21 protein-coding genes are annotated in these 24,678 nt (G+C 61.2%); 10 read left to right on the top strand and 11 right to left on the bottom strand.

Annotated elements, in window-relative coordinates; genetic code table 11:
• Positions 1 to 718: pyruvate, water dikinase regulatory protein (locus Q8Q83_RS18105; protein WP_305625520.1), on the bottom strand; the 718-nt coding region annotated here is incomplete at its 3' end.
• Between the two features lie 321 nt (positions 719 to 1,039).
• Between Q8Q83_RS18105 and ppsA the strand changes: the two genes are divergently transcribed.
• From ppsA to Q8Q83_RS18060, 9 genes are all read left to right on the top strand, one after another.
• The gene (ppsA, locus tag Q8Q83_RS18100; RefSeq protein ID WP_305625519.1) at positions 1,040 to 3,412 is read left to right on the top strand and encodes a phosphoenolpyruvate synthase; all 2,373 of its coding nucleotides are present in this window, start codon (positions 1,040 to 1,042) and stop codon (positions 3,410 to 3,412) included.
• Between the two features lie 204 nt (positions 3,413 to 3,616).
• The gene (locus tag Q8Q83_RS18095; RefSeq protein WP_305625518.1) at positions 3,617 to 4,624 is read left to right on the top strand and encodes an alpha/beta fold hydrolase; all 1,008 of its coding nucleotides are present in this window, start codon (positions 3,617 to 3,619) and stop codon (positions 4,622 to 4,624) included.
• 64 nt (positions 4,625 to 4,688) lie between these two features.
• Positions 4,689 to 4,988: a Rieske (2Fe-2S) protein gene (locus Q8Q83_RS18090; RefSeq protein ID WP_305625517.1), complete on the top strand. Its 300-nt coding sequence runs from the start codon at positions 4,689 to 4,691 to the stop codon at positions 4,986 to 4,988.
• 33 nt (positions 4,989 to 5,021) lie between these two features.
• A complete protein-coding gene (rraA, locus tag Q8Q83_RS18085; RefSeq protein WP_305625516.1) occupies positions 5,022 to 5,510 on the top strand; it encodes a ribonuclease E activity regulator RraA in 489 nt (162 codons plus the stop codon).
• A 22-nt stretch (positions 5,511 to 5,532) separates the two neighbouring features.
• Positions 5,533 to 6,528, top strand: coding sequence for a zinc transporter ZntB (locus tag Q8Q83_RS18080; RefSeq protein WP_305625515.1), 996 nt, complete (start codon positions 5,533 to 5,535; stop codon positions 6,526 to 6,528).
• Between the two features lie 54 nt (positions 6,529 to 6,582).
• Positions 6,583 to 6,828 carry a CrfX protein gene (locus Q8Q83_RS18075; RefSeq protein WP_305625514.1) on the top strand — a complete coding sequence of 82 codons (246 nt, stop codon included), beginning with the start codon at positions 6,583 to 6,585 and terminating at the stop codon, positions 6,826 to 6,828.
• Position 6,829: 1 nt separating this feature from the next.
• Positions 6,830 to 7,654, top strand: a complete 825-nt coding sequence (locus Q8Q83_RS18070; RefSeq protein ID WP_305625513.1) for a mechanosensitive ion channel domain-containing protein — start codon at positions 6,830 to 6,832, stop codon at positions 7,652 to 7,654.
• A 93-nt stretch (positions 7,655 to 7,747) separates the two neighbouring features.
• A complete protein-coding gene (gene sigX, locus Q8Q83_RS18065; RefSeq protein WP_305625512.1) occupies positions 7,748 to 8,338 on the top strand; it encodes an RNA polymerase sigma factor SigX in 591 nt (196 codons plus the stop codon).
• 106 nt (positions 8,339 to 8,444) lie between these two features.
• Positions 8,445 to 9,413, top strand: a complete 969-nt coding sequence (locus Q8Q83_RS18060; RefSeq protein ID WP_305625511.1) for an OmpA family protein — start codon at positions 8,445 to 8,447, stop codon at positions 9,411 to 9,413.
• Positions 9,414 to 9,845: 432 nt separating this feature from the next.
• On the opposite strand, the gene cobA is transcribed toward Q8Q83_RS18060, so the two are convergent.
• From cobA to Q8Q83_RS18030, 6 genes are all read right to left on the bottom strand, one after another.
• Positions 9,846 to 10,583: a uroporphyrinogen-III C-methyltransferase gene (gene cobA / locus Q8Q83_RS18055; protein WP_305625510.1), complete on the bottom strand. Its 738-nt coding sequence runs from the start codon at positions 10,581 to 10,583 to the stop codon at positions 9,846 to 9,848.
• Positions 10,584 to 10,608: 25 nt separating this feature from the next.
• Positions 10,609 to 13,320 (bottom strand): nitrate reductase, encoded by a 2,712-nt coding sequence (locus tag Q8Q83_RS18050; RefSeq protein ID WP_305625509.1) that lies wholly within the window; start codon positions 13,318 to 13,320, stop codon positions 10,609 to 10,611.
• A gap of 72 nt (positions 13,321 to 13,392) precedes the next feature.
• Positions 13,393 to 13,722: a nitrite reductase small subunit NirD gene (nirD, locus tag Q8Q83_RS18045; protein WP_305625508.1), complete on the bottom strand. Its 330-nt coding sequence runs from the start codon at positions 13,720 to 13,722 to the stop codon at positions 13,393 to 13,395.
• Positions 13,719 to 16,175: a nitrite reductase large subunit NirB gene (gene nirB / locus Q8Q83_RS18040; RefSeq protein WP_305625507.1), complete on the bottom strand. Its 2,457-nt coding sequence runs from the start codon at positions 16,173 to 16,175 to the stop codon at positions 13,719 to 13,721. The genes nirD and nirB overlap by 4 nt, the downstream gene beginning before the upstream one ends.
• A gap of 350 nt (positions 16,176 to 16,525) precedes the next feature.
• Positions 16,526 to 18,193: a bifunctional protein-serine/threonine kinase/phosphatase gene (locus Q8Q83_RS18035; RefSeq protein WP_305625506.1), complete on the bottom strand. Its 1,668-nt coding sequence runs from the start codon at positions 18,191 to 18,193 to the stop codon at positions 16,526 to 16,528.
• Between the two features lie 238 nt (positions 18,194 to 18,431).
• Positions 18,432 to 19,643 (bottom strand): NarK/NasA family nitrate transporter, encoded by a 1,212-nt coding sequence (locus Q8Q83_RS18030; protein WP_305625505.1) that lies wholly within the window; start codon positions 19,641 to 19,643, stop codon positions 18,432 to 18,434.
• Positions 19,644 to 20,600: 957 nt separating this feature from the next.
• On the opposite strand from Q8Q83_RS18030, the gene Q8Q83_RS18025 reads away from it, so the two are divergent.
• On the top strand, positions 20,601 to 21,155 hold the full coding sequence (locus tag Q8Q83_RS18025) for a magnesium transporter (RefSeq protein ID WP_305625504.1): 555 nt from the start codon (positions 20,601 to 20,603) through the stop codon (positions 21,153 to 21,155).
• Positions 21,156 to 21,220: 65 nt separating this feature from the next.
• Here Q8Q83_RS18025 and Q8Q83_RS18020 read toward each other — a convergent pair whose 3' ends face one another.
• The 4 genes from Q8Q83_RS18020 to Q8Q83_RS18005 form a co-directional block, all read right to left on the bottom strand.
• Entirely contained in the window at positions 21,221 to 21,559 is a 339-nt protein-coding gene (locus Q8Q83_RS18020) for a cytochrome C oxidase subunit IV family protein (RefSeq protein WP_305625503.1), read from the bottom strand.
• A 24-nt stretch (positions 21,560 to 21,583) separates the two neighbouring features.
• The gene (locus Q8Q83_RS18015) at positions 21,584 to 22,291 is read right to left on the bottom strand and encodes a heme-copper oxidase subunit III family protein (RefSeq protein WP_305625502.1); all 708 of its coding nucleotides are present in this window, start codon (positions 22,289 to 22,291) and stop codon (positions 21,584 to 21,586) included.
• Between the two features lie 4 nt (positions 22,292 to 22,295).
• On the bottom strand, positions 22,296 to 22,970 hold the full coding sequence (locus Q8Q83_RS18010; protein ID WP_305625501.1) for a cytochrome c oxidase subunit 3: 675 nt from the start codon (positions 22,968 to 22,970) through the stop codon (positions 22,296 to 22,298).
• Positions 22,963 to 24,678: cbb3-type cytochrome c oxidase subunit I (locus Q8Q83_RS18005; RefSeq protein WP_305625500.1), on the bottom strand; the 1,716-nt coding region annotated here is incomplete at its 5' end. The genes Q8Q83_RS18005 and Q8Q83_RS18010, both read right to left, overlap by 8 nt.

Genomic DNA, 24,678 nt, shown 5'->3' with positions numbered 1-24,678 from the left:
GGAACAGGTTTTCCACCTCGCGCACTTCGAATTCGCACTGGGCGAAGCTGGCGTAGCGGCTGTTGGGCTTGCGCTCGTGGCGAATGGCGGTGAGCCGGTCCGGGTCGATGGTCAGGCCGAACAACTTGTCTTTGTGCTTTTTCAGCACGGCCGGCAGCTGCAAGCGCTCCATATCATCTTCGGTCAGCGGATAGTTGGCGGCGCGAATACCGTATTGCATGGCCATATACAGGCAGGTGGGGGTTTTACCGCAGCGCGACACGCCGACCAGGATCAAATCGGCCTTGTCGTAATAGTGGGTGCGGGCGCCGTCGTCGTTATCCAGGGCGAAGTTAACCGCCTCGATACGCTCCATATAATTGGAGTTGGAGCCGATGGCGTGGGATTTACCGACTGAATAGGAGGAGTGCGAGGTCAGCTCTTGTTCCAGCGGCGCCAGGAAGGTCGAGAAGATATCGATCATAAAGCCTTCGGACTCAGCCAGGACTTCACGAATATCCTGGTTGACTATGGTGTCGAAGATGATCGGGCGAGCCCCGTCTATCTCGGCCGCGCCGTTGATTTGTTGTACCATTGCCCGCGCTTTTTCCACGCTGTCGATATAGGGGCGCGTGAGTTTGGTGAAGTCGATGGTTTCGAACTGCGCCAACAAACTTTGGCCCAAGGTCTCGGCCGTAATGCCGGTGCCATCGGAGATGAAAAAAGCGGTTCGTTTCATTTGCACCCAAGGCCTTAAGCTGAGGACGAATCTTGGCTATCATAGGCCCGCTTCTGCAGGGCCGATCCGGTCGGCATTGTTACTTATTTTCCAGGGCCAGGCCACAATCGTGCGGAGATGTTCCGCCGACACTCCCAGCCCCTTGAGAGCCTGTTCAAGGGCTCGCGAGCTAGAGCCATGCAAGGCGAAAGCAGGCGAGGAAGCGGAGTTTACGGTTGTAAATGAGCATTCCGAGCCTGTTTTTAACGCAGCAGGGCCGACGCGCAGCAGACCTTGAACAGGTTCTGAGCTTTTCCAACACATTAATGTGGAGAGATCACCTTGGTAGAGTACGTAGTTTCCCTCGATAAGCTCGGCAATCACGATGTTGAGCACGTAGGGGGCAAGAACGCCTCCCTGGGCGAGATGATCAGCAACCTTGCGGGCGCCGGTGTTTCGGTACCCGGTGGTTTCGCCACCACCGCCCAGGCCTACCGGGACTTTCTCGACCTGAGCGGGCTGAACGAGCAGATCCATGCGGCGCTGGACGCCCTGGATGTCGATGACGTCAACGCCCTGGCCAAGACCGGTGCGCAGATCCGCCAGTGGGTGATGGAAGCCGAATTTCCCGAGCGCCTGAACAGCGAAATTCGCACCGCCTTCGCCGCCATGGCCGGTGGCAACGACAATATGGCCGTAGCCGTACGCTCCTCGGCCACCGCCGAAGACCTGCCGGACGCCTCCTTTGCCGGCCAGCAGGAGACCTTCCTGAATATCCGCGGCGTGGAGAATGTGATCCGCGCGGCCAAGGAAGTATTCGCCTCCCTGTTTAACGACCGTGCCATCGCCTACCGCGTGCACCAGGGCTTCGACCACAAGTTGGTCGCCTTGTCCGCCGGGGTGCAGCGCATGGTGCGTTCGGAAACCGGTACCGCCGGGGTGATGTTCACCCTGGATACCGAATCGGGCTTCCGTGATGTGGTGTTTATCACCGGTGCCTATGGCCTGGGTGAGACCGTGGTGCAGGGCGCGGTCAATCCGGACGAATTCTATGTGCACAAGCAGACCCTGGAAGCCGGTCGCCCGGCGATCCTGCGCCGCAATTTGGGCAGCAAGGCGATCAAGATGATCTACGGCGAGGAAGCCAAGGCCGGTAAATCGGTCAAGGTGGTCGACGTCGATCGCGCCGATCGTGCCCGTTTCTGCCTGACTGACGCCGAGGTCAGCGAGCTGGCCAAGCAAGCCATGATCATCGAGAAGCACTACGGCCGGCCGATGGACATCGAGTGGGCCAAAGATGGTGACGACGGCAAGCTGTATATAGTCCAGGCGCGCCCGGAGACGGTGAAGAGCCGCACCAATATCAATGTGATGGAGCGCTACCTGCTCAAGGAAACCGGCACAGTGCTGGTGGAAGGGCGCGCCATCGGCCAGAAGATCGGTGCCGGTCGCGTGCGGGTGATCAACGATGTGTCGGAAATGGACAAGGTCCAGGCCGGCGATGTGCTGGTCTCCGACATGACCGACCCGGACTGGGAGCCGGTGATGAAGCGCGCCAGCGCCATAGTCACCAACCGTGGCGGGCGTACCTGCCACGCGGCGATCATCGCCCGTGAGCTGGGTATCCCGGCCGTGGTCGGCTGCGGCAACGCCACCCAGGTGCTGAAAGACGGCATGGGCGTCACCGTATCCTGCGCCGAAGGCGACACCGGCTTTATCTTCGAAGGCGAGTTGGGCTTCGATATCCGCAAGAACTCGGTCGACGCCATGCCCGAACTGCCGTTCAAGATCATGATGAACGTCGGTAACCCGGACCGCGCCTTCGACTTCGCCCAACTGCCGAACGAAGGCGTGGGCCTGGCCCGCCTGGAATTCATCATCAACCGCATGATCGGCGTGCACCCCAAGGCGCTGCTGAACTTCGCCGGCCTGCCGCCTGAGATCAAGGACAGCGTCGAGAAGCGCATCGCCGGTTACAGCGATCCGGTTGGCTTCTACGTCGAGAAGCTGGTCGAGGGCATCAGCACCCTGGCCGCGGCCTTCTGGCCGAAGAAGGTCATAGTGCGGCTGTCGGACTTCAAGTCCAACGAATACGCCAACCTGATCGGCGGCAAGCTCTACGAGCCGGAAGAAGAGAACCCGATGCTCGGTTTCCGCGGCGCCTCGCGCTATATCAGCGAGGCGTTCCGCGACTGTTTCGAGCTGGAATGCCGCGCGCTGAAGAAAGTGCGCAACGAGATGGGCCTGACCAACGTCGAGATCATGGTGCCCTTCGTGCGCACCCTGGGCGAAGCCAGCCAGGTGGTCGATCTGCTGGCGCAGAACGGCCTGGCTCGCGGTCAGGACGGCCTGAAGATCATCATGATGTGCGAACTGCCGTCCAACGCCATCCTGGCCGAAGAGTTCCTCGAATTCTTCGACGGTTTCTCCATCGGCTCCAACGACCTGACCCAGCTGACCCTGGGTCTGGACCGCGACTCCGGCATAGTCGCGCACCTGTTCGATGAGCGTAACCCGGCGGTGAAGAAGCTCTTGAGCAACGCCATCCAGGCCTGCAACAAGGCGGGCAAGTACATCGGCATCTGCGGCCAGGGCCCTTCGGACCATCCGGATCTGGCGCGCTGGCTGATGGAGCAGGGCATCGAGAGCGTGTCGCTGAACCCGGACTCGGTGTTGGACACCTGGTTCTTCCTCGCCGAAGGTCAGCCCGTCTGATACTTCATTAATTCCCTATTCAAGGGCGGGTTGATCCTGCCCTTTTTTGTGTTCAGCACATCCATGTGCTTCACCCCTCCGGGGCTTGCGCGCAAAAACGCTCCTGGCGTTTTTGTGGTCGGCCATCCTGGCGACTCCTTCGGGCCGTCGTCAGCGAGGTGAAAAAATTGCTCCCGGCAATTGGTTGTACCAGAGCGAAGATAGATGCAAAGCAGCAGTGAGCTTTTTCCCGTCGCCTTGATCAGCGCGGAGTTTCGGGGTGATTTGAGTGAGGACGTCTATCGCCTCAAGCCCGGCAATAGCCCGGATAGCAGCGTCGAGCTGGCGCTGACCCGTCTCGGCCGTGCCGGACATGAAGAGGAACGCGGCGTGCCGGTGATCCTACTGCCGGGCAGTTTCTCCAACCGGCGTTTCTGGTATTCACCCAAGTGCATAGGTCTCGGTCCGCAGCTGGCGCGGGCCGGTTTTGACGTGTGGATCGCCGAGATGCGCGGCCATGGCCTTTCGCCGCGCAACCGCAACTACAGGCGCAACAGGGTCAGTGACTATGTGCGCTACGACTTGCCGGCGATTGCCGATTTCGTCCATGAGCTGAACCCGCAGAAAGCCCACTGGCTGGGCCATTCCCTGGGCGGAATCACCCTGGCGGGGGCGCTGGGTGGGCGTTACCTGGATGAGTCGAGAATCGCCTCCAGCGTGCTGTTCGGCAGCCAGATCAGCCGGGTCTACTGGCCGCTGAAACTGCCGCCGGTGGAGTGGGGCAGTCGCCTGTTGCTCAAGGGCTTCTCGGTGATTTCCGGACCCAGGCTCAAGCGCGGCCCGGAGGATGAGCCTATCAGCCTGGCCATCGAAAGCCTGCGCTGGCATGGCCTGTTCGGCCGTTTCGGCGATGCCGAGCGCGACTGGTGGGCCGGTTTGGCCGAGGTGCGGGTGCCGGTGATGGCGGTGGCGGCCGTGGGCGATAGCCAGGACCCGGCCTGGGCCTGTCGCAAGTTGCTCGAACAGTTTGGCTCGCCCTTGAGCGAGTTCCTCTGCCTGGGCAAGAAGCATGGTTTCCACAGCGATTTTGGTCATGTCGAAATGCTGGTCAGCAAAGAGGCCCAGCGCGAGGTATGGCCGCTGGTGGAGCAATGGCTGCGCAAGAGCCCGCAGATAGCGGCTGAGGTCGAGAGTGCCGAGCTTGAGCGGGAAAAAGCCATTTCGGCTGAATGAGCTTGCGGCTAGTATCGGACGCTAAGCGCTATTTCGGTCATTTTATGCGGTTGCTGGAGGTGCGATGTTTATTGCCCTTGAGCGTTTGCTCAACCTTGAAGAAGGTTATCGACAGGTTTTTCAGGTGCAGGGGCGTAGCTTGCTGTTGCTGGTGGTCGAAGGTCGCACCCTATTGCTGGAAAATCGCTGCCCTCATCAAGGTACGCCTTTGCATAACGCGACCCTGACCGCTGGTGTGCTGCGTTGCGCCAGGCACGGCATTGAATTTGAACTGGCCAGCGGCCGGGCGTTGAATGCCCAGTGCCCGGGCCTTGCTTATTTGCCTTTGGCTTATGCAGCCGACCGCGTCGGCATCGATCTGTAAGCCACGATCTTTCAACACCTGAGGAGTTCTACCATGCACTACATCACCCCTGACCTGTGTGACGCCTACCCGGAGCTGGTGCAAGTGGTCGAGCCGATGTTCAGCAACTTCGGTGGCCGCGATTCCTTTGGGGGCGAGATAGTCACCATCAAGTGTTTCGAGGACAACTCGCTGGTCAAGGAACAGGTCGAGCAGCCGGGCAAGGGCAAGGTGATGGTGGTCGATGGTGGCGCCTCCATGCGCCGCGCCTTGCTCGGCGACATGCTGGCGGAAAAAGCCGCGAAGAATGGCTGGGAAGGCATAGTCGTCTATGGCTGCGTGCGTGATGTCGACGTACTGGCGCAGACCGATCTGGGTATTCAGGCATTGGCCAGCCACCCGATGAAAACCGACAAGCGCGGCATCGGCGACCTGAATGTGGCCGTGACCTTCGGTGGGGTGACGTTCCGCCCGGGCCAATTCCTGTATGCCGACAATAACGGCGTGATCATCTCGCCGTCTGCGCTGCAAATGCCGGAGTAAGCCGATTTTGCCAGTAGCCGCCATGCATGAGGAAGACAGCGACCAGCAGGGCTTGGTGCATGCCTTTGTCCTCGATGGTCAGGGTGGCGCGCGTGCTATTACCCGCCAGCAATTGCGCGAGCTGCACTTGAGCGAGCAGGAAAGCCTGTGGCTGCACTGGGATCGCAGTCATGCGCAAACCCAGGAGTGGCTGCGCCGTGACAGCGGCCTGACCTCCTTCGCCTGCGATCTGTTGCTCGAAGAGAACACCCGTCCGCGCCTGCTGCCGTTGCCTGAGCATGAACTCTTGCTGTTTCTGCGCGGGGTCAACCTCAACCCCGGGGCGGAGCCCGAGGATATGGTCTCGCTGCGCATTTTTGCCGATGCCCGCCGGGTGATTTCCCTGCGCCTGCGTCCGCTGCGCGCCACCGAAGAGTTGATCGCCGAGCTGGCAATGGGGAATGGGCCGAAATCCGCCTCCGAAGTGATCTTGAGCCTGGCGCATTATCTGACCGATAAGGTCGAAACTCTGGTGGCTCAACTGTCCGAGCAGGTCGATGAGCAGGAAGAGAAGGTCGATGCCGAGCAACGCTTGGTGCCCGATCATGCCAAACTTCTGCGTATACGTCGGCGCGCCGCCAGCTTGCGGCGTTTTCTCGCGCCGCAGCGGGATATCTATGAGCAACTGACGCGCAATCAACTGCCCTGGTTTGTTACCGGCGATACGGACTACTGGAATGAGCTGAATAACCGCCTGACCCGTTATCTGGAAGAGCTCGAGCTGAGCCGCGAGCGCGTCAGTCTGGTGCTGGAGGCGGAGAGTCGGCGCATGGATCAGCGCATGAATCGCAGCATGTACCGTTTCGGCGTTATCGCCGGGGTGTTTTTGCCCCTGACCTTCCTCACCGGGCTGTTGGGCATCAATGTCGGCGGTATTCCTGGCGCCAATAGCCCCTATGGTTTTGCGCTTGCCTGCGTGCTGATGGTCGCTGTCGCCCTTGGCCAATGGTGGTTGCTGCGCCGGTTACGCTTGGCTTGATGTGACTCCCTGGCCAATCAACTCGTCTAGCCGTCACGTCCTGTGAGGTGCGCAATGCACGATCCCTTTGAAGAATCGCTGCGTGATTTGCTCAAGTCATCCGAGTCCAATCACGACGACGATGCCTGTTTGCACCGCGTTTTGAAGACCGCCAACCGCCAAGTGGGCGCCGGTGACCTGTTTACCCTGATGGGGCATTGCCTGGGCGCACTGATGATCGCGCTCAATAGCGGCGCCGCGCATCTCTCGCCAGTTTCTCGGCATAAATCTTCTCTTAGTTCTACTGATAAGGCTGACTGAAATGGAACTCGATCCCTGGACTCAAAGCCTGATTGCCGCGATGACCGCCCTCTGGACCAAGGTCGCCGGTTTTATCCCCAATCTATTCGTCGCGCTGATCCTGGTGCTGCTGGGTTTCGTCGTGGCCAAGCTGCTCGACACCCTGCTGTCCAAGCTGCTCGGCAAAATTGGCCTGGATCGCCTGATGGCAGGCACCGGCCTGACCAAACTGCTGGGCCGCGCCGGTATCCAGGTGCCGGTGTCGACCCTGATCGGCAAGATCGTCTACTGGTTCGTGCTGCTGATCTTTCTGGTTTCGGCCGCCGAGTCTCTGGGGCTGGAGCGGGTATCTTCGACCCTGGATGCGCTGGCGCTGTACCTGCCGAAAGTCTTCGGTGCGGCACTGGTGCTGCTGGCCGGTGTGCTCTTGGCCCAGTTGGTCAGCGGTCTGGTGCGCGGTGCTGCCGAAGGTGTGGGCCTGGAATATGCCCACGGCCTCTCGCGAGTGGCCCAGGGTTTGGTGATCATCATCAGTATTTCGGTGGCCATCGGCCAACTCGAAGTCAAAACCGACCTGCTCAACAACGTGATCGCCATCGTGCTGATCTCGGTCGGTTTGGCCGTGGCGTTGGCGCTTGGTTTGGGTAGTCGGGAAATTGCCGGGCAAATTCTTGCCGGCATTTATGTGCGTGAGTTGTATCAGGTCGGGCAACAGGTTCAGGTTGGCGAGGTCGAAGGGCAGATCGAGGAAATCGGTACGGTTAAGACCATACTGCTGACCGATGCCGGCGAGCTGGTCTCTGTGGCCAATCGTACCTTGCTCGAACAGCGGGTAAGCAGTCGCTAAGGCGTCAATCCCTGCTATTGTATGCCGCCAACCCAGCAGTCTGCTTTGCTCAGACTGCGGCGGCCTTTGTCCTGACTGTCGGCCCGACTCGTTTTGAATAAAGCCCAACCTGTGTCTTTGCGTTACGACCCCCGCGAACTCTCGGACGAAGAGTTGGTGGCGCGTGCCCACGACGAGTTGTTTCATATAACCCGCGCCTACGAAGAATTGATGCGCCGTTATCAGCGCACCTTGTTCAATGTGTGTGCGCGTTATTTGGGCAACGAGCGTGACGCGGATGATGTCTGCCAAGAGGTGATGCTTAAAGTTCTATATGGCCTTAAGAACTTTGAGGGTAAATCCAAGTTCAAGACCTGGCTGTACAGCATTACCTATAACGAATGCATTACCCAATACCGCAAAGAGCGCCGCAAGCGCCGTCTTATCGATGCCCTGAGCCTGGATCCACTGGAAGAAGCCTCGGAGGATAAAACTCCGAAAGTTGAAGAGCGCAGCGGCTTGGACCGTTGGTTGGTGCATGTCAATCCCATCGATCGGGAAATCCTGGTGCTACGTTTTGTCGCAGAGCTGGAATTTCAGGAAATCGCCGACATCATGCACATGGGTCTGAGCGCCACGAAAATGCGCTATAAACGTGCTCTCGATCGCTTGCGTGAAAAGTTTTCTGACAATCCCGAAACTTAGATGGGTGAAGTGGGTCGAAGTGCTGGGTTAATTCAGATAGAATTGCCGGCTGAGTTGTCTTGTGTTTGTCAGACAACTTACTGACCACCAAGATAGGGATTTAGGAATGAAATTGAAAAACACTTTAGGCGTTGTCGTTGGCTCCCTGCTGGCTACTGCTTCTCTCAGCGTGCTGGCTCAGGGTCAAGGCGCTGTCGAAGTGGAAGGCTTCGCCAAGAAGGAAATCTTCGACAGCGCTCGTGACTTCAAGAACAACGGCAATCTGTTCGGTGGCAGCGTCGGTTACTACCTGACCGACGACGTCGAATTGCGTCTGGGCTACGACGAAGTGCACAACGCCCGTGGCGAAGACGGTCGTAACATCAAGGGCTCGAACACTGCCCTGGATGCCCTGTACCACTTCAACAATGCAGGCGACGCGCTGCGTCCTTACGTCTCTGCAGGTTTCTCGGATCAGAGCATCGGTCAAAGCGGTCGTGGCGAGCGTAACGGCTCCACCTTCGCCAACGTTGGCGGCGGTGCCAAGTACTTCTTCACCGACAACTTCTATGCTCGTGCTGGCGTTGAAGCTCAGTACAACATCGACCAAGGCGACACCGAGTGGGCTCCAAGCGTCGGTATCGGCATGAACTTCGGCGGCGGCAGCAAGCCGGTTGCTGAGGTTGTAGAAGCTGCTCCTGCTCCGGTTGCTGAGCCGGTTGCTGCTGAAGAGCCGGTGGAACTGGTTCGCGTTGAGCTGGACGTGAAGTTCGACTTCGACAAATCCAGTGTCAAAGAAGAAAGCTATGGCGACATCAAGAACCTGGCTGATTTCATGAAGCAGTACCCGCAAACCACCACAGTGGTTGAAGGTCACACCGACTCCAAGGGCACCGATGCCTACAACCAGAATCTGTCCGAGCGTCGTGCCAATGCCGTTCGTGACGTACTGGTTAATCAGTACGGTGTAGAAGCGGGTCGCGTTAACGCTGCCGGCTACGGTGAAGCCCGTCCGGTTGCTGACAACGCTACCGATACTGGCCGCGCGGTTAACCGTCGCGTAGAAGCTGAAGTAGAAGCTCAGACCAAGCAGTAATAGATCTGGCTACAAAGAAAACCCGGCCTCGGCCGGGTTTTTCTTTATGGCCCGCCATCCCTGGCGGCCACCCTGCGGGCCGTCGCGGTGCGACGTTAGAAATTGCTCCAGACAATTTTTTTATGGCCCGCCATCCCTGGCGGCCACCCTGCTGGCCGTCGCTGCGCGACGTTAGAAATTGTTCCAGACAATTTCTTTATGGCCCGCCATCCCTGGCGGCCACCTTACGGGCCGTCGCGGTGCGACGTTAGAAATTGCTCCAGACAATTTTTTTATGGCCCGCCATCCCTGGCGGCCACCCTGCGGGCCGTCGCTGCGCGACGTTAGACATTGTTCCAGACAATTTCTTTGCCTGTAAAAGCCTCAGCAAGAAAAAAAGCCCGCTGAGGGGGCAGCGGGCAAAGGTCACAGCTCCGCAGGAGCGCGAAGTAGTTAGGCGCTTATGGCAATAGCCGCTTGCTGCTGTTGGCTCGCGACTTCGCCTATCACCAGAATGGCGGGGCTTTTCAGCTTGAAATCCAGGGCGTCCTGATGCATGGCGGCGAGGCTGCTGCGGCATTCGCGCTGCTGCGGCAGTGAGGCATTCTCGATCAGCGCCACCGGCATATCGCCGCGCATGCCGCCAACCAGCAGGCTTTCGCGAATTTCTGGCAGCTTGGCCACGCCCATATAGACCACCAATGTGGTACCGCCTTGGGCCAAGGCCGCCCAGTTCAGGCTGCTGTCGTCCTGGGTGTGGGCGGTGACCAGGGTCACGCCGCGGGCCACGCCACGCAGGGTCAGGGGGATGCCGCAATTGGTGGCCCCGGCCAGGCCGGCGGTAATGCCGTTGACCATTTCCACCTCGATGCCGTGCTGCTGCAGCCAATCGGCTTCCTCGCTGCCGCGGCCGAAGATGCACGGATCGCCGCCTTTCAGGCGCACCACGCATTTGCCCTGGCGCGCATAGCGCAGCATCAGGCGATGGATAAAGGCCTGCGGCGTGGAGCGGCAACCGCCGCGTTTGCCCACCGGCATGATCCGCGCAGTCGGGCAATGCTCCAGTACGGCCGGGTTGACCAGGTCGTCGATCATCACTATATCGGCCTGATTGAGGGCCTTAACCGCTTTCAGGGTCAGCAGCTCCGGATCACCGGGACCTGCGCCTACCAGCCAGACTTTTGCGTTCATCTTCAGTTCCTCATCCGCAGGTAGGTTATGCGCTGGCCGCGAGGCTAGGCGTGGCCAGCAAACGCTTGATTTCCGGTACGCAGGAGCCGCAACTGGTGCCGCATTTCAGTTCCTGCTTGAGGCCGTTCAGGTCGAGGCCGCGGGCGATACCGGCGCACACCGCGTCTTCGCTGACGTTCAGGCAGTTGCACAGGGTCTTGCTGGCTTTCTTGCCGCTGGCCGTGCCCGGCGGGGTGGACAGCGGCGCCAGCAGCCAACGACGCAGATCGGCATCGGCCTGGCCTTCGCTCCACAGGCTTTTCAGCCAGTCGCGGGCGGCGGTTTCCCCGGCCAGGCGGATGGCGGTGATGCGACCCTCCTCGATGCGCACGCGCTTGCCGACCGCCCGGCGCGGGTCGTCGTAGGCCAGTACCGGGCCCTCGTGCAGACCGAGCAGGCGATCGATCTGCGCCAGCAACTCGGGCTCGGGCGCCACCGCGCTGGCGGCGCGGATCAGCAGGGCGGGGCGCTCGCGACCGGTCAGGTTCAGGTTGGCGTAGGCGAAGTCCTCGAACAACGGCCGCAGGGCCTCGAAACGACGTTGCACCTCGCCTTCGACCAGGGCGAAAAACGCCCAGGGCAGTTCGACCTTTTCCACTTCGATGCCGGCATGCTTGAGTTCGGGCTGCTTGGACAGCGGATCGAACGCCGGCTGGGTCAGCACGTTGGTGCCCAGGCCCTTGAGGAAGCGGTTGCCCCAGTGCATCGGCAGGTAGGCCTGGCCGGAGCGCACCGAGTCATCGCCTTGCACCGGCACTATCAGGCTGCCACGGCGACTGCGTACCTTGATCAGGTCACCGTTCTGCAGGCGGCGGCGGCGCAGTTCGTCGGGATGCAGGCTGAGCACGGCTTCCTCGACATGGCCGAACAGGCGCGCGGCGGTGCCGGTGCGACTCATGCCGTGCCACTGGTCGCGTAGGCGGCCGGTGTTGAGGGTCAGGGGGAAACGCGCCTCGCGCTTTTCCTGGGCCGCGCGGAAGGGCTCGGCCTGGAACTGTGCACGACCGTTTGCAGTGGGGTAGCGCCCGTCGCCGTACAGGCGCGCGGTGCCTTGAGTGGCGCCGGCCGGGAACGGCCATTGCTGGGGACCTTGGTGATCCAGAATCGCGTAGGAGAGCCCCGAGAGATCGAGGTCGCGCTGCGCGGTCAGGTGTTTATATTCCTCGAACAAGCCTTGCGGGCTGTCGAAGTCGAACAGGCTGGGCAGGCCGGGGCGGAGCAGTTGTTCTAAGCGACGGGCGAAATCCGTGGTGATCGCCCAATCCGGCCGTGCCTCTGCGGGCGCTGGCACGGCGCGGCGCACATGGCTGATGCGGCGCTCGGAGTTGGTCACAGTGCCTTCCTTCTCGCCCCAGCTGGCGGCGGGCAGCAGCAGGTCGGCGTAGTGGCAGGTCTCGGTGGTAAAGAAGGCTTCCTGCACCACCACGAACGGGCAGGCGGCCAGGGCTTCATGCACTTTGTTCTGATCCGGCATGGACTGCGCCGGGTTGGTGCAGGCGATCCACAGCGCCTTGATCTTGCCGACGCGCACCGCCTCGAACAGTTCGATGGCGGTCAGGCCGGTATTTTCCGGCAGATTATCGACGCCCCAGTAGTCGGCCACTTCGGCGCGGTGGTCGGCATTGGCCGCTTCGCGATGGCCGGGCAGCAGGTTGCTCAGGCTGCCGGTTTCGCGGCCGCCCATGGCATTCGGTTGGCCGGTCAGGGAGAAGGGGCCGCTGCCGACTTTGCCGATCTGGCCGGTGGCCAGGTGCAGGTTGATCAGCGCGCTGTTCTTCGCCGAGCCTGCGGTCGATTGATTCAAACCCATGCACCAGAGCGAGAGAAACCTCGGCGCCTGGCCGATCATTCGCGCGCAGTTCTGCAGGTTTTCCTGGCTGATGCCGCACAGCTCGCTGACCATCTGCGGGTTGTAGTCGCGCACCAGGGTTTTCAGGGCGTCGAAGCCTTCGGTATGGGCATCGATATAGGCGCGGTCGATCCAGCCTTCCCACATCAGGATATGCAGGATGCCGTGGAACAGCGCGACATCGCTGCCGGGCAGGATCGCCAGGTGCAGGTCGGCCAGGTCACAAGTGTCGGTGCGCCGTGGGTCGATCACTATCACCTGCATGTGCGGGCGCTTGGCCTTGGCTTCTTCCAGGCGGCGGAACAGCACCGGGTGGGCGTAGGCCATATTGCTGCCGACTATCAGCACGCAATCGCTCTGTTCGAGGTCTTCGTAGTTGCACGGCGGCGCGTCGGCGCCGAGGCTGCGCTTGTAGCCGACCACGGCGCTGGACATGCACAGGCGCGAGTTGCTGTCGATATTGTTGGTGCCCACCAGGGCGCGAGCCAGCTTGTTAAAGGCGTAGTAGTCCTCGGTCAGCAGCTGACCGCTGATATAGAAGGCCACACTGTCGGGGCCGTGCTCGCGGATGGTTTCGGCGAACTGGGTGGCGGCGTGATCCAGGGCGTTGTCCCAATCGGTGCGCGAACGCGACAGGCCCTTGCCCAAACGCAGTTCGGGGTACAGGGCGCGGGCGTCGAGGTCGCCGGTCAGGTGCAGGGTCGAGCCTTTGCTGCAGAGTTTGCCGAAGTTGGCCGGGTGGCTGGGATCGCCCGCAACGCCAAGGATCTTCTCGCCGTCGTGTTCGATCAGCACGCCGCAGCCGACACCGCAGTAGCAGCAGGTGGAAGCGGTGATTTGATTGGCCATGGCCGTCTCTCCGTTTGTAGGAGCGGATAGTTCCGCGGGGTACTGCTGGCGATCAGATCCGCTCCTACAGGTTTATGCGCACTCGGTGGCGGCGACTTTCAGGGCCAGCAGCACGCGACCGTTTTCGACCTTGGCCTCATGCTTGTGCGCGCAGCCGACGTCCGGAGCCACGGCCTCGCCATTGGCTAGTTCGATCTGCCAGTTGTGCAGCGGGCAGGCCACGCGCTTGCCGAAGATCAGCCCTTGGGACAGCGGGCCGCCCTTGTGCGGGCAGCGGTCGTCGAGGGCGAAGACGTCGTCATCGGAGGTGCGGAAGATCGCGATATCGCCTTTCGGACCGCTGATGATGCGCGAGCCGAGCACATTGATTTCTTCCAGGGCGCAGATATCCAGCCAGTTCATACGGTGGCCTCCTCAACGGCTACTACGGCGATGCGGTCGAACTCTTTCTTCAGTTGCGGCTGTTCGATGCGTTCTTTCCAGGGGTCCTGCTCGAAGGACAGGGCGAATTGCAGGCGCGCATTGAGCGCTTTGCGATTGTCCTCGCTCTCCAGCACGGCCTTCTTGATGTGCTCCATGCCGACGCGCTGCATGTAGTGCACGGTGCGCTCCAGGTAGAAGGCTTCCTCGCGGTACAGCTGGAGGAAGGCGCCGTTGTATTCGCGCACTTCCTCGGCGGTTTTCAGCTTGACGAAGAACTCGGCCACCTCGGTCTTGATCCCGCCGTTACCGCCTATATACATCTCCCAGCCGGAGTCCACGCCTATGATGCCGACGTCCTTGATGCCGGCCTCGGCGCAGTTGCGCGGGCAGCCGGAGACGGCCAGCTTGACCTTGTGCGGCGACCACATATTGAACAGGTCGTGCTCCAGTTCGATGCCCAGTTGGGTCGAGTTCTGCGTGCCGAAGCGGCAGAACTCGCTACCCACGCAGGTCTTCACGGTGCGGATGGACTTGCCGTAGGCGTGGCCGGACGGCATATCCAGGTCTTTCCACACGGCCGGCAGGTCTTCCTTCTTGATCCCCAAGAGGTCGATACGCTGACCGCCGGTGACCTTGACCATAGGCACCTGGTATTTGTCGGCGACGTCGGCGATGCGGCGTAGCTCGGACGGGTTGGTCACGCCGCCCCACATACGCGGCACCACCGAGTAGGTACCGTCCTTCTGGATATTGGCGTGGGCGCGTTCGTTGATCAGGCGCGACTGCGGGTCGTCCTTGGCCTCCCCGGGCCAGGTGGAAATCAGGTAGTAGTTCAGCGCCGGGCGGCAGGTGGCGCAGCCGTTCGGCGTGCTCCAGCTCAGCGCGGCCATGGTGTCGACCATGCTGATCAGGTGCCGGTCGCGGATCGCCGCACGGATCTGCCCGTGGTTCAGCTCGCTGCAACCGCAGATGGCCTTCTCGCTTTTCGGCTTCACATCGGCGGCGCCGCCGACCGTGCTGATCAGGATCTGCTCGACCAGGCCGGAGCAGGAACCGCAGGAGCTGGCGGCCTTGGTGTGCTTCTTCACCTCGTCGACGCTGAACAGGCCGTTTTCCTGGATCGCCTTGACTATGGTGCCCTTGCACACGCCGTTGCAGCCGCACACTTCCATGCTGTCCGGCATGTTGGCGGTGCTGCTCTGGCCCTGATGGCCGACGTCGCCCAGGGCGTTTTCGCCGAACATCAGATGGTCGCGGATCTGGCTGATATTGGCCTGCTCGCGCACCTGGCGGAAATACCAGCCGCCGTCGGCGGTGTCGCCGTACAGGCAGGCGCCGACCAGCACGTCGTCCTTCACCACCAGTTTCTTGTACACGCCGCCGATAGGGTCGGAGAGGGTGATGGTCTCGGTGCCGTCGCTGCCCATAAAGTCGCCGGCGGAGAACAGGTCGATGCCGGTGACTTTCAGCTTGGTCGAGGTCACCGAGCCCTGATAGCGGGCGAAGCCGAGCTGGGCCAGGTGGTTGGCGCAGACCTTGGCCTGTTCGAACAGCGGCGCCACCAGGCCGTAGGCGATGCCACGGTGGTTGGCGCATTCGCCGATCGAATAGACGCGTGGATCAAAGGTCTGCATGGTGTCGTTGACCAGGATGCCGCGGTTGCACGGAATGCCGGCTTTCTCGGCCAGTTCGGTGTTCGGGCGGATACCGGCGGCCATCACCACCAGATCGGCGGGGATCACATCGCCACCCTTGAACTGCACGGCGCACACCCGGCCTTCGCCGTTGTCCATCAGCTCTTCGGTCTGCTCATTCAGGCGGAAGTGGATGCCACGGTCTTCCAGGGCGCTTTGCAGCAGTTTGCCGGCGGTCTTGTCCAGCTGCCGTTCGAGCAGCCAGTCGGCCAGGTGCACCACGGTCACGTCCATGCCGCGCAGCTTGAGGCCGTTGGCCGCTTCCAGGCCGAGCAGGCCACCGCCGATGACCACGGCGTGGCTGTGGGTCTTGGCGGTGTCGATCATGGTCTGGGTGTCGGCCACATCGCGGTAACCGATCACGCCCTGCAGCTTGTTGCCAGGAATCGGCAGGATAAAAGGGTTGGAGCCGGTGGCGACCAGCAGGCGATCATACTCGGCGGTGCTACCGTCATCGGCGATGACCACGCGCTTCTTGCGGTTGATATCCACCACTTTGCGGTTGAGCATCAGCTGGATGCCGTTCTCGGCGTACCAGTTGAGGTCGTTGAGTACGATTTCCTCAAAGGTCTGCTCGCCGGCCAGTACTGGCGAGAGCAGGATGCGGTTGTAGTTCGGGTGCGGCTCGGCACCGAACACCGTAATGTCGTAGAGGTCGGGGGCGAGCTTGAGCAGCTCTTCGAGGGTGCGGACACCGGCCATGCCGTTGCCAATCATCACCAGCTTGAGTTTTTTCATGCCGGCCATCTCCTGAATCAAAAATCACGGAAAAATTGTCGGGAGCAATTTTTAACGTCGCCCCGCGACGGCTTGAAGGGTGGCCGCCAGGGATGGCAGGCCATAAAACAAAAAAGGCGTCCCGCTAGTCACCTAGCAGGACGCCTTTGTCCAAGTCCCGTTCTCTCGGGAAGCGCGGCCTTCAACGTTGAAGGCTGCGCTTTATTAAATTGTGCTAATGCCTATGCAGAGCCTGTGCCAACTTTGCTATTTAAGGATTTCCTGGCTTTTCAGCGACTTGCATGGTTGTTCGGGCTGTCTTGTTGCACTCTTTAAAGGCGGCTTGCGCCCTATTGGTGCGCTTTCGCTTCTTATTGCAGCAGCCACAGCAGCAGCGCCAGGTTCAGCAGCAGGGAAATCAGTGCCACGCTGCGCCAGACCAATAGCGGCTCGCGCTCGAGCAGCGGCCGCGGCCTGCTGCTCAAGGCTTTACGCTCGCCTTGCTCCAGTGCCAGCAGCCATTCTTCGGCGGTTTCATAACGCAGCTTGGGATCGGCGTTGAGGGCGCGGCTCAGGCTGTCGTCGATCCAGCTCGGCAAGTCCGGGCGATAACGGCTGGCCGGGGTGGGCTGGCCAAAGCGCGGGTGCTGGAAGGCTTCGATCTCGCCGTAGGGGTAGTGGCCGGTCAGCAGTTGGTAGAGGGTCACGCCGGCGCTATAGATATCCTGCTGGGCGTTGGGCGCGGCGCCGCCGAAGGCCTCGGGGGCGATATAGCTGGGGGTGCCGGGCAGCTCGTTGGCCTCGTCGCGGGACAAGCCCGGGCAGTAGGCCAGGCCGAAGTCCAGCATGCGCAGCTCGCCGTCATCGCCCCACAGCAGGTTTTCCGGCTTGATATCGCGGTGCAGGATATTGCGCCGGTGCAGCATGCCCAGGGCCTTGATCAGGCGTGGGGCGATATCCAGCCATTCCGGCAAGACCAGCGGGCCACTCAGGCGCTGGTGCTCGGCCAGGGTTTGCCCCGCGTATTCGCGCTGGATGTAATACAGATGCTGGCGTTGCGGCAGCGGGTGGACTTCGGCGAAGAAGCGCCCGGCCACCCGGCGCAGAAACCATTCTTCGAGCAACAGCGCGGGACCTGCCTGTGGCTCATCGGTGCGACTGGCCGGCAGGGTTTTCAGCAGCCAGCGCCGCGACTGGGCGTCGCGCACCCGGTAAACCAGCGACTGGCGCGACTCGGCCAGCAGGCGTTCGATCTGCCAGCCCTCGAACGCTTGTCCCTCGCGCAGCTTGGGCGGCAAGGGCCAGTGTTGCAGTTGCGCCAGGGTATCGGCCAGGTCGCTTTGCGGCAGCGCCTCGACCCGCAGCAGCAGGGCGCTGGCATTGTCCTGGCTGCCGGCCAGGTGTGCGGCGCTGACCAGGGCGCTGCTGGCCGCCTGCGGGTCCTGCTCGTCGCGCAGTATCTGTTGGATGCCGTTATCGCCCAGGGTCGCCCAGACCCCGTCGCTGACCAGCAGAAAGCATTCGCCCTCGCGCAGTTCGCCATCCAGGTAATCCACCACCAGGTGCTGGTCCAGGCCCATGGCGCGCTTGAGCACATGCTGCATGCCGGGCTGTTCCCAGACATGGTCTTCGCTGATGCGTTCGAGTTGGCCCTGGTGCCAGCGATAGGCGCGGCAATCGCCGACATGCGCCAGGGTAAAGCGCCGGCCGCGCAGGATCAGGGCGCTGAGGGTGGTGAGCAGCGGTTGGCCGCCACCGTTGGCTTGCAGCCAGCGGTTATGGGCCACCAGCAGGCGGTCCAGAGACTGGGTGACCGCCCAGGTTTCCGGGGTGGCGTAATAGTCCAGGGCCAGCGCCTGCAAGGTAGCGCGTGCGGCCAGGCCGCCATCGGCGCATTGGCTGACGCCATCGGCCAGGGCGAACAGATAGCCCTTGCTCGCCGCCAGGGCCGGAGCCGGGGTCACCACGCGAATGGCGTCCTGGTTCTCGGCCCTAGGGCCTATGGCGCTGGCTTCGCCGAAGGTCAATTGCAGGGCCATGCGGGCATCCTGAGTGGGAAGGGTTGAGGCAAAGGCGAGGCCGGGGCATGGTTGCACGAGTTTGCCGTTACCGACTTCACCCGCCTTTCCTGACCAGTGCAATGCAACCCTGCCGGTCAGCCCCGCCTTTGCCTCAACTCTCCAGTGATTCGTCTTAATATGGGTGGAGCGGATAAACCCGCCATCGCTGGCGGGTCTCACCCGGTCCTATATTGGGCTGCGCAGGTTCAGCGCCAGGCTACACCCTTGCGGCGGTGACCGCGGCGCTGCCCCAGGTGGTGCGCCAGCGCTTCTTCACGCCGTACAGACCGAACCAGGCCAGCACGCCGAGGCTGGCAAACAGCCACAGGCCCATCTGGTAATCGCCGGTCTGCTGCTTGATGGTGCCCAAGCCAGCCGCCAGGAGAAAGCCGCCGATACCGCCAGCCATGCCGATCAAACCGGTCATCACGCCGATTTCCTTGCGAAAACGCTGTGGCACCAGCTGGAACACTGCGCCGTTACCCGCGCCCAGACCGAGCATGGCGGTGACGAACAGCGCCAGGGCGGCGGTGGAGCTGGACAGGTTGAAGCCCACGGCGGCAATGCTCAGCGAAGCCAGGGTGTACATCACCAGCAATGAACGTATGCCGCCGATGCGGTCCGCCAGGGCGCCGCCGAGTGGACGCATCAGGCTGCCGGCGCAGACGCAGGCGGCGGTGTAGTAACCGGCGGTCACCGGGTTCAGGCCGTACTGGTCATTGAAGTAGCCGGGCAGGGCGCTGGCCAGGCCGATAAAGCCGCCGAAGGTGACGCTGTAGAAAAACATAAACCACCAGCTGTCACGGTCGCCCAGGGCCTTCAGGTAATCGGCCAGGGCTTTCGGCTTGGGTCGCTCCGGCGAGTTCTTGGCCAGCAAGGCGAAGATCAGCAGGGTGGCCAGCAGCGGAATCAGCGCCCAGCCGAACACGTTCTGCCAGCCGAACAGGGCTGCCAGGCCGGGGGCGAACAGTGCCGCCAGCACGGTGCCGGAGTTACCCGCACCGGCAATGCCCATGGCCTTGCCCTGGTGCTGCGGCGGGTACCACTGTGAAGCCAGGGGCAGGGCCACGGCAAAGGCGGCACCGGCGAAGCCGAGGAACAGGCCGAGCAGCAGCGCCTGTTCATAGCTGCCAATGCCGATCTGCCAGGCGCAGAACAGCGCCACTATGACTATCACCTGGCCAATCAGGCCGGCGGTCTTGGGCGACAGGCGATCGGCCAGGAAACCCATCAGCAAGCGCAGCACGGCGCCTGCCAGAATCGGCGTAGCGACCATCAGGCCACGTTGTTGAGCGGTCAGTTCGAGGGCGGTGGCGATCTGTACGGCCAGGGGGCCGAGCAGGTACCAGACCATAAAACTCAGATCGAAATAGAGAAACGCGGCGAACAGCGTCGGTGCGTGGCCGGATTTCCAGAAGCTTGTATTCATCGAAAACCTCATCAGCAAAAAAAGGGTCCCGGTGGGATGCGGTGCCATGGTCGTGGACACGGCGGCCGCAACCCACCGGGGAGGTGCCGTACTTGTGGTGCAGCACCCTGGGGCCGAAGCCACAGCTGGGTTGAGAGAGTTACAAGCGCAAGCCCTGGATCGCAGAGCAAGCACCAGCCCCAAGCACTGGGACGTAAAACGAAAAACGTCGCATCAACCGAGCGCCCTGGGGCGTGGTCTATGCGACGTCTTTGTCGTTTGTCGAGCGGCCACCGTTGGCTACTTCTGCTGATGCATTTGCAAAAGCGAGGCCAACACTCGAATGTGCTGGTTTTTCAGGGCATGGGGGGCATCAATCACTTGGCTTGTGGTGCAAAAAGGCGCAGCAGATTTATTCGTGCGCTTAATTGGGGCGGCTTTGGCGCGCATCTGGTGCGGCGCCCAGGCCTGCGGCCGAGCAACTCGAGCAACTCGAGCAGCTCGAGTTGTGCGCGCGTTGTATCGAAGGCCGATCCAGCGTCTGCGTTTGATAGGCATGGGTCGGTAACGGCAGGGCGAGCAAGGCATAGGCGAGCAGGTTGCTCAACAGCCCGGCTTGCCGGGTATGGCTGCGCAAAGCTGACATGCTAATGCCCTCGCTGTTTCTAGCCTTGTTGTGCCTAAGGCGTAGCAGAGGAATGGCAAGCTGTCACGCGAGTCGGGGTTGCAGCTGTTTATTCCAGCCTCTTGCCGGGCGGCTAGAACAGGAGGGTTAGGTTGATGCAGTATTTTTTGTTTTAGGTCTTGACATTCCAAGGCGTGCAAAAGCCGTATCGAATGGCGGTGCTATACTCATTTCGGATCAAAGAAGGGGGCTGCGTTCTTTACTCATTCAGGACACCGACTGTAAGTGCCAGCAATGGCGCCGGGAAGCCGGGTTAAAGGTGTTCTATATCCGAGCAGGATGGGAGGTGTGCCGTGAACCGACACTATTACATCAGTGACAACCTTGATGATCTTGAAACCGTTGAAAACGAGTTGGAAGCCAACGGTATTAGTACCGAACAGATCCATGTGCTGAGCGAACAGGATGCCGATGTAGAACAGCATCACCTGCACGATGTGACCTCGTTTATGAAACAAGATGTGGTCCATTCGGGCGAAATTGGTGCGGCCGTCGGTGTGGTGTTGGCGGTGTTGGTTCTCGGTGGCGCTTACCTGTTGGGTTGGACCGAGTCCGCGGCGGGTTGGGTGCCCTTTGTCTTCCTTTCCATAGTGATACTGGGTTTTTGCACCTGGGAAGGCGGCTTTTTCGGTATCCAGGTGCCGAACACCCACTTCAGGCAGTTCAAGCAGAAGCTAGATGAAGGCAAACATGTGTTTTTCGTGGACGTTGAACCGGGTCAGGAAGAACTCCTGGAGCGGGTCGTCAGGGGACATCCGATGTTGAGCCTGGCCGGTGTCGGTTCGGCAGCGCCCCACTGGACAGTGGCCTGGCTGCAGCGCTGGCATCAGTTCAAGCGCACCATCTAGCGCTCTATAACCTGTAGAGCAGTTCCCGGGCCGCGGAGTCGGTTCTTGTGTTAGCCCCCGGACGCCTAAGGCGAACCGGGGGCTATGGCTTGGCCGAAGAACATCACCCTACTCAGAAAGATATAGTCCGCCTCACTGGCCATCAGTCCCACCAGCACCAATAGGCACAAGGGCGGCACCAGGATGGCGTAGACCATCGCCAAGCGTTCCCAGGCCATATGCATAAAGATGGAGACTATCAAGCCGGCCTTCAGCAGCATAAAGGTGAGGATAAGCGCCCAGCGCAAGTAGCCGTGAAAGTGGAAGTAGTCGACCAGATAAGAGAAGGTGCTGAGGACGAATAACAGCCCCCAGATCTTCAGGTACAGGCTGATTGGATGCTGTTGCCCCTGTGTATGTACCATCGCCAGTGCTCCTCTGCGCCAGTGCTACCACAGATAAAAGAACGCAAAAATAAACACCCACACCAGGTCCACGAAGTGCCAGTACAGCCCGGCTATCTCGACTATCTGATAGTTGCCGGAGCGCTCGTAGTCCCCGCGTAATACTTTCATCGCCACAATGCTGAGGTAGATGACCCCGACCGACACGTGCAAACCGTGGAAACCGGTGATCATGAAGAAGGTGGCGCCAAATTGCGCCGCGCCCATGGGGTTGCCCCAGGGGCGCACGCCCTCGGCAATCAGCTTGCTCCATTCAAAGGCCTGCATGCTGACGAAGGCGGCGCCACAGAGCGCCGTCGCCAGCATCAGCGCCGTGGTTTTGCCGCGCTCGCGGCGGTAGGCATAGTTGACGGCCATGGCCATGGTGCCGCTGCTGCTGATCAGCACAAAGGTCATGATGGCGATCAGAATCAGCGGGATATGCTGACCGGCGATGGTCAGGGCGAACACTTCGCTGGGGTTCGGCCAAGGCTCGGTGGTGGTCATGCGCACCGACATATAGCCGGTCAGAAAGCAGCTGAAGATAAAGGTGTCGCTGAGCAGGAAGATCCACATCATCGCCTTGCCCCAGGGCACTTGCTTGAACGCGTCCTTATCCGACGACCAGTCGTGGGCTATACCTTGCCAGCCAGCTGCAGGCCCCTCGGTTACAGGCGCGAGGGAGTCTTCGGATTTATCTGAGAGCGCTGCCATGGCTTCACCTCAGGCCGCAGAAGGCGGCGATGGCCTCATAGGTTTGCGGTGTGCTGGTCAGTAGGGCGAACAGCAGGAGCCACAGCCCCAGCAGGTAATGCCAGTAGATGGCGCAGAGTTCCACCTTGTTGCTGAGCTGCGCCAAGGGCACGCCCAGCAGCAGTTTGCTGAGGATGATGGCCCAGGCGAGCAGCCCGCCGAGCAGGTGCAGGCCATGCAGGCCCGTCAGCAGGTAGAAGAAACTGTTGGCCGGGTTACTGGCGACAAAATAGCCCCAGGCCACGAACTGCTGCCAGACCCAGAGTTGCCCGGCGAGAAAGGCGATGGCCAAACCGCCGCCCAGGCTAAAAGCCGTGACGGTCGCCTTGGCCTGACCCCTGCGGGCGGACACTCGTGCCCACTGCAGAGCGATACTGGCGCAGATTAGGAACGCCGTATTCAGCCATAGCGCCCAGGGTTGGGCCAGAGGCGCCATGGGCTCGGTCAGCGGCTGCCAGTCGGGCACCTGGGAGCGCAGGATAAAGGCGATCAGAAACAGCATAAACAGCGAGCTGATCACCGCGAGCAGCACGCGCAGGCCGACCCTGGCCGTCCGCGCTTCGTCTATGCCAGCAGGGTCGTCCTGCCAACCACCAGCCGGGCCGAGGTTGTCGCTGTTGCTCGCGAGCAGTCTATTCATCAGTTTGGCTCCCTGGTTTGCTGGCCGCGTGGCCCTGTCTCATCTGCTCCAGTTCTTCATCGGACACCGTCTGCGGGACGAAGTCCTGGGCAATTCCCGGCACGCTGTAGTCGTAGGCCCAGCGATGCACCACCGGCAACTTCGCGCCCCAGTTGCCGTGTACCGGCGGGGTGTCCGGCGTTTGCCATTCCAGGCTGGCCGCGCCCCAGGGGTTGCCGCCTGCGGGCCGACCGTTAAAGGTGCTCCAGAACAGATTGAAGAGGAACAACAGCTGGGACACGCCGACGGTCAAGGCCACCACGCTGATAAAGGCGTTCAGCTCTTGCGCCGATTGCGGGATAAAGGCGTAGTTTTCATAGGCGTAGTAGCGCCGCGGCATGCCCAGGAAACCCAGGTAATGCATGGGGAAGAAGATGGCGTAAGTGCCGAGAAAGGTGATCCAGAAATGCAGCTTGCCGAGGCGGTCGTTCATCATCCGCCCGGTTATTTTCGGGAACCATTGATAAATGGCGCCGAACACCACCAGCACCGGGGCGACCCCCATGACCATATGGAAGTGGGCCACGACGAAGTAGGTGTCCGACAGCGGGATATCCACTATCACATTGCCGAGAAACAAGCCGGTCAGGCCACCGACCAGGAAGGTGACGATAAAGGCCAGGGCAAACAGCATGGGCACGGTCAGGTGGATGTCGCCCTGCCACAGGGTCAGCACCCAGTTGTAGACTTTCAGCGCGGTCGGCACCGCGATGACCAGGGTGGTGGTGGCGAAGAAAAAGCCGAAGTAGGGGTTCATGCCGCTGACATACATGTGGTGCGCCCAGACCACAAAGCTCAGCACCCCAATCGCAATAATGGCCCAGACCATCATGCGGTAGCCGAAGATATTCTTGCGTGCGTGGACGCTGATCAGGTCGGAAACCAGGCCAAACGCCGGCAGCGCGACTATGTAGACCTCCGGGTGGCCGAAGAACCAGAACAGATGCTGGAACAATATCGGGCTGCCGCCCTTGTGATCGAGCTGCTGGCCCATGGAGATGATCGCCGGCATAAAGAAGCTGGTACCCAGCAATGTGTCGAACAGCATCATCACCGCGCTGACGAACAAGGCGGGGAAGGCCAGCAGGGCCAGAATCGAGGCCATAAAGATGCCCCACACCGACAGCGGCATACGAAACAGGGTCATGCCATAGGTGCGTGCCTGCAGCACTGTGGTCACGTAGTTCAAACCGCCCATGGTGGCGGCGACTATGAAAATCGCCAGCGAGACCAGCATCAGCACTATGCCCCATTCGGCACCCGGTGAACCCCGGGTGATCGACTGCGGCGGATAGAGCGTCCAGCCCGCACCTGTGGGGCCGCCGGTGACGAAGAAACTGGCGAGCAGGACCAGCACCGAGAGCAGGTAGAACCAGTAGCTGAGCATGTTGACATAGGGGAAGACCATGTCGCGGGAGCCCAGCATCAGCGGGATCAGGTAGTTGCCGAAGCCGCCCAGGAACAGGGCGGTCAGCAGGTAAATGACCATGATCATGCCGTGCATGGTCATGGCCTGGTAATAGGCGCTGGCGTCCATAAAGCCGATGCTGCCGGGGAAGCCTAGCTGCAGACGCATCAGGCCGGACAAGACCAGGGCGATAAGGCCGACGAAGATGGCGGTCAAGGCGTATTGGATGGCAATCACCTTGTGGTCCTGGCTCCAGACATA

Source organism: Pseudomonas sp., assembly GCF_030696055.1.
GTDB lineage: Bacteria > Pseudomonadota > Gammaproteobacteria > Pseudomonadales > Pseudomonadaceae > Aquipseudomonas.
This window is presented reverse-complemented; position numbering and strand designations above follow the sequence as displayed.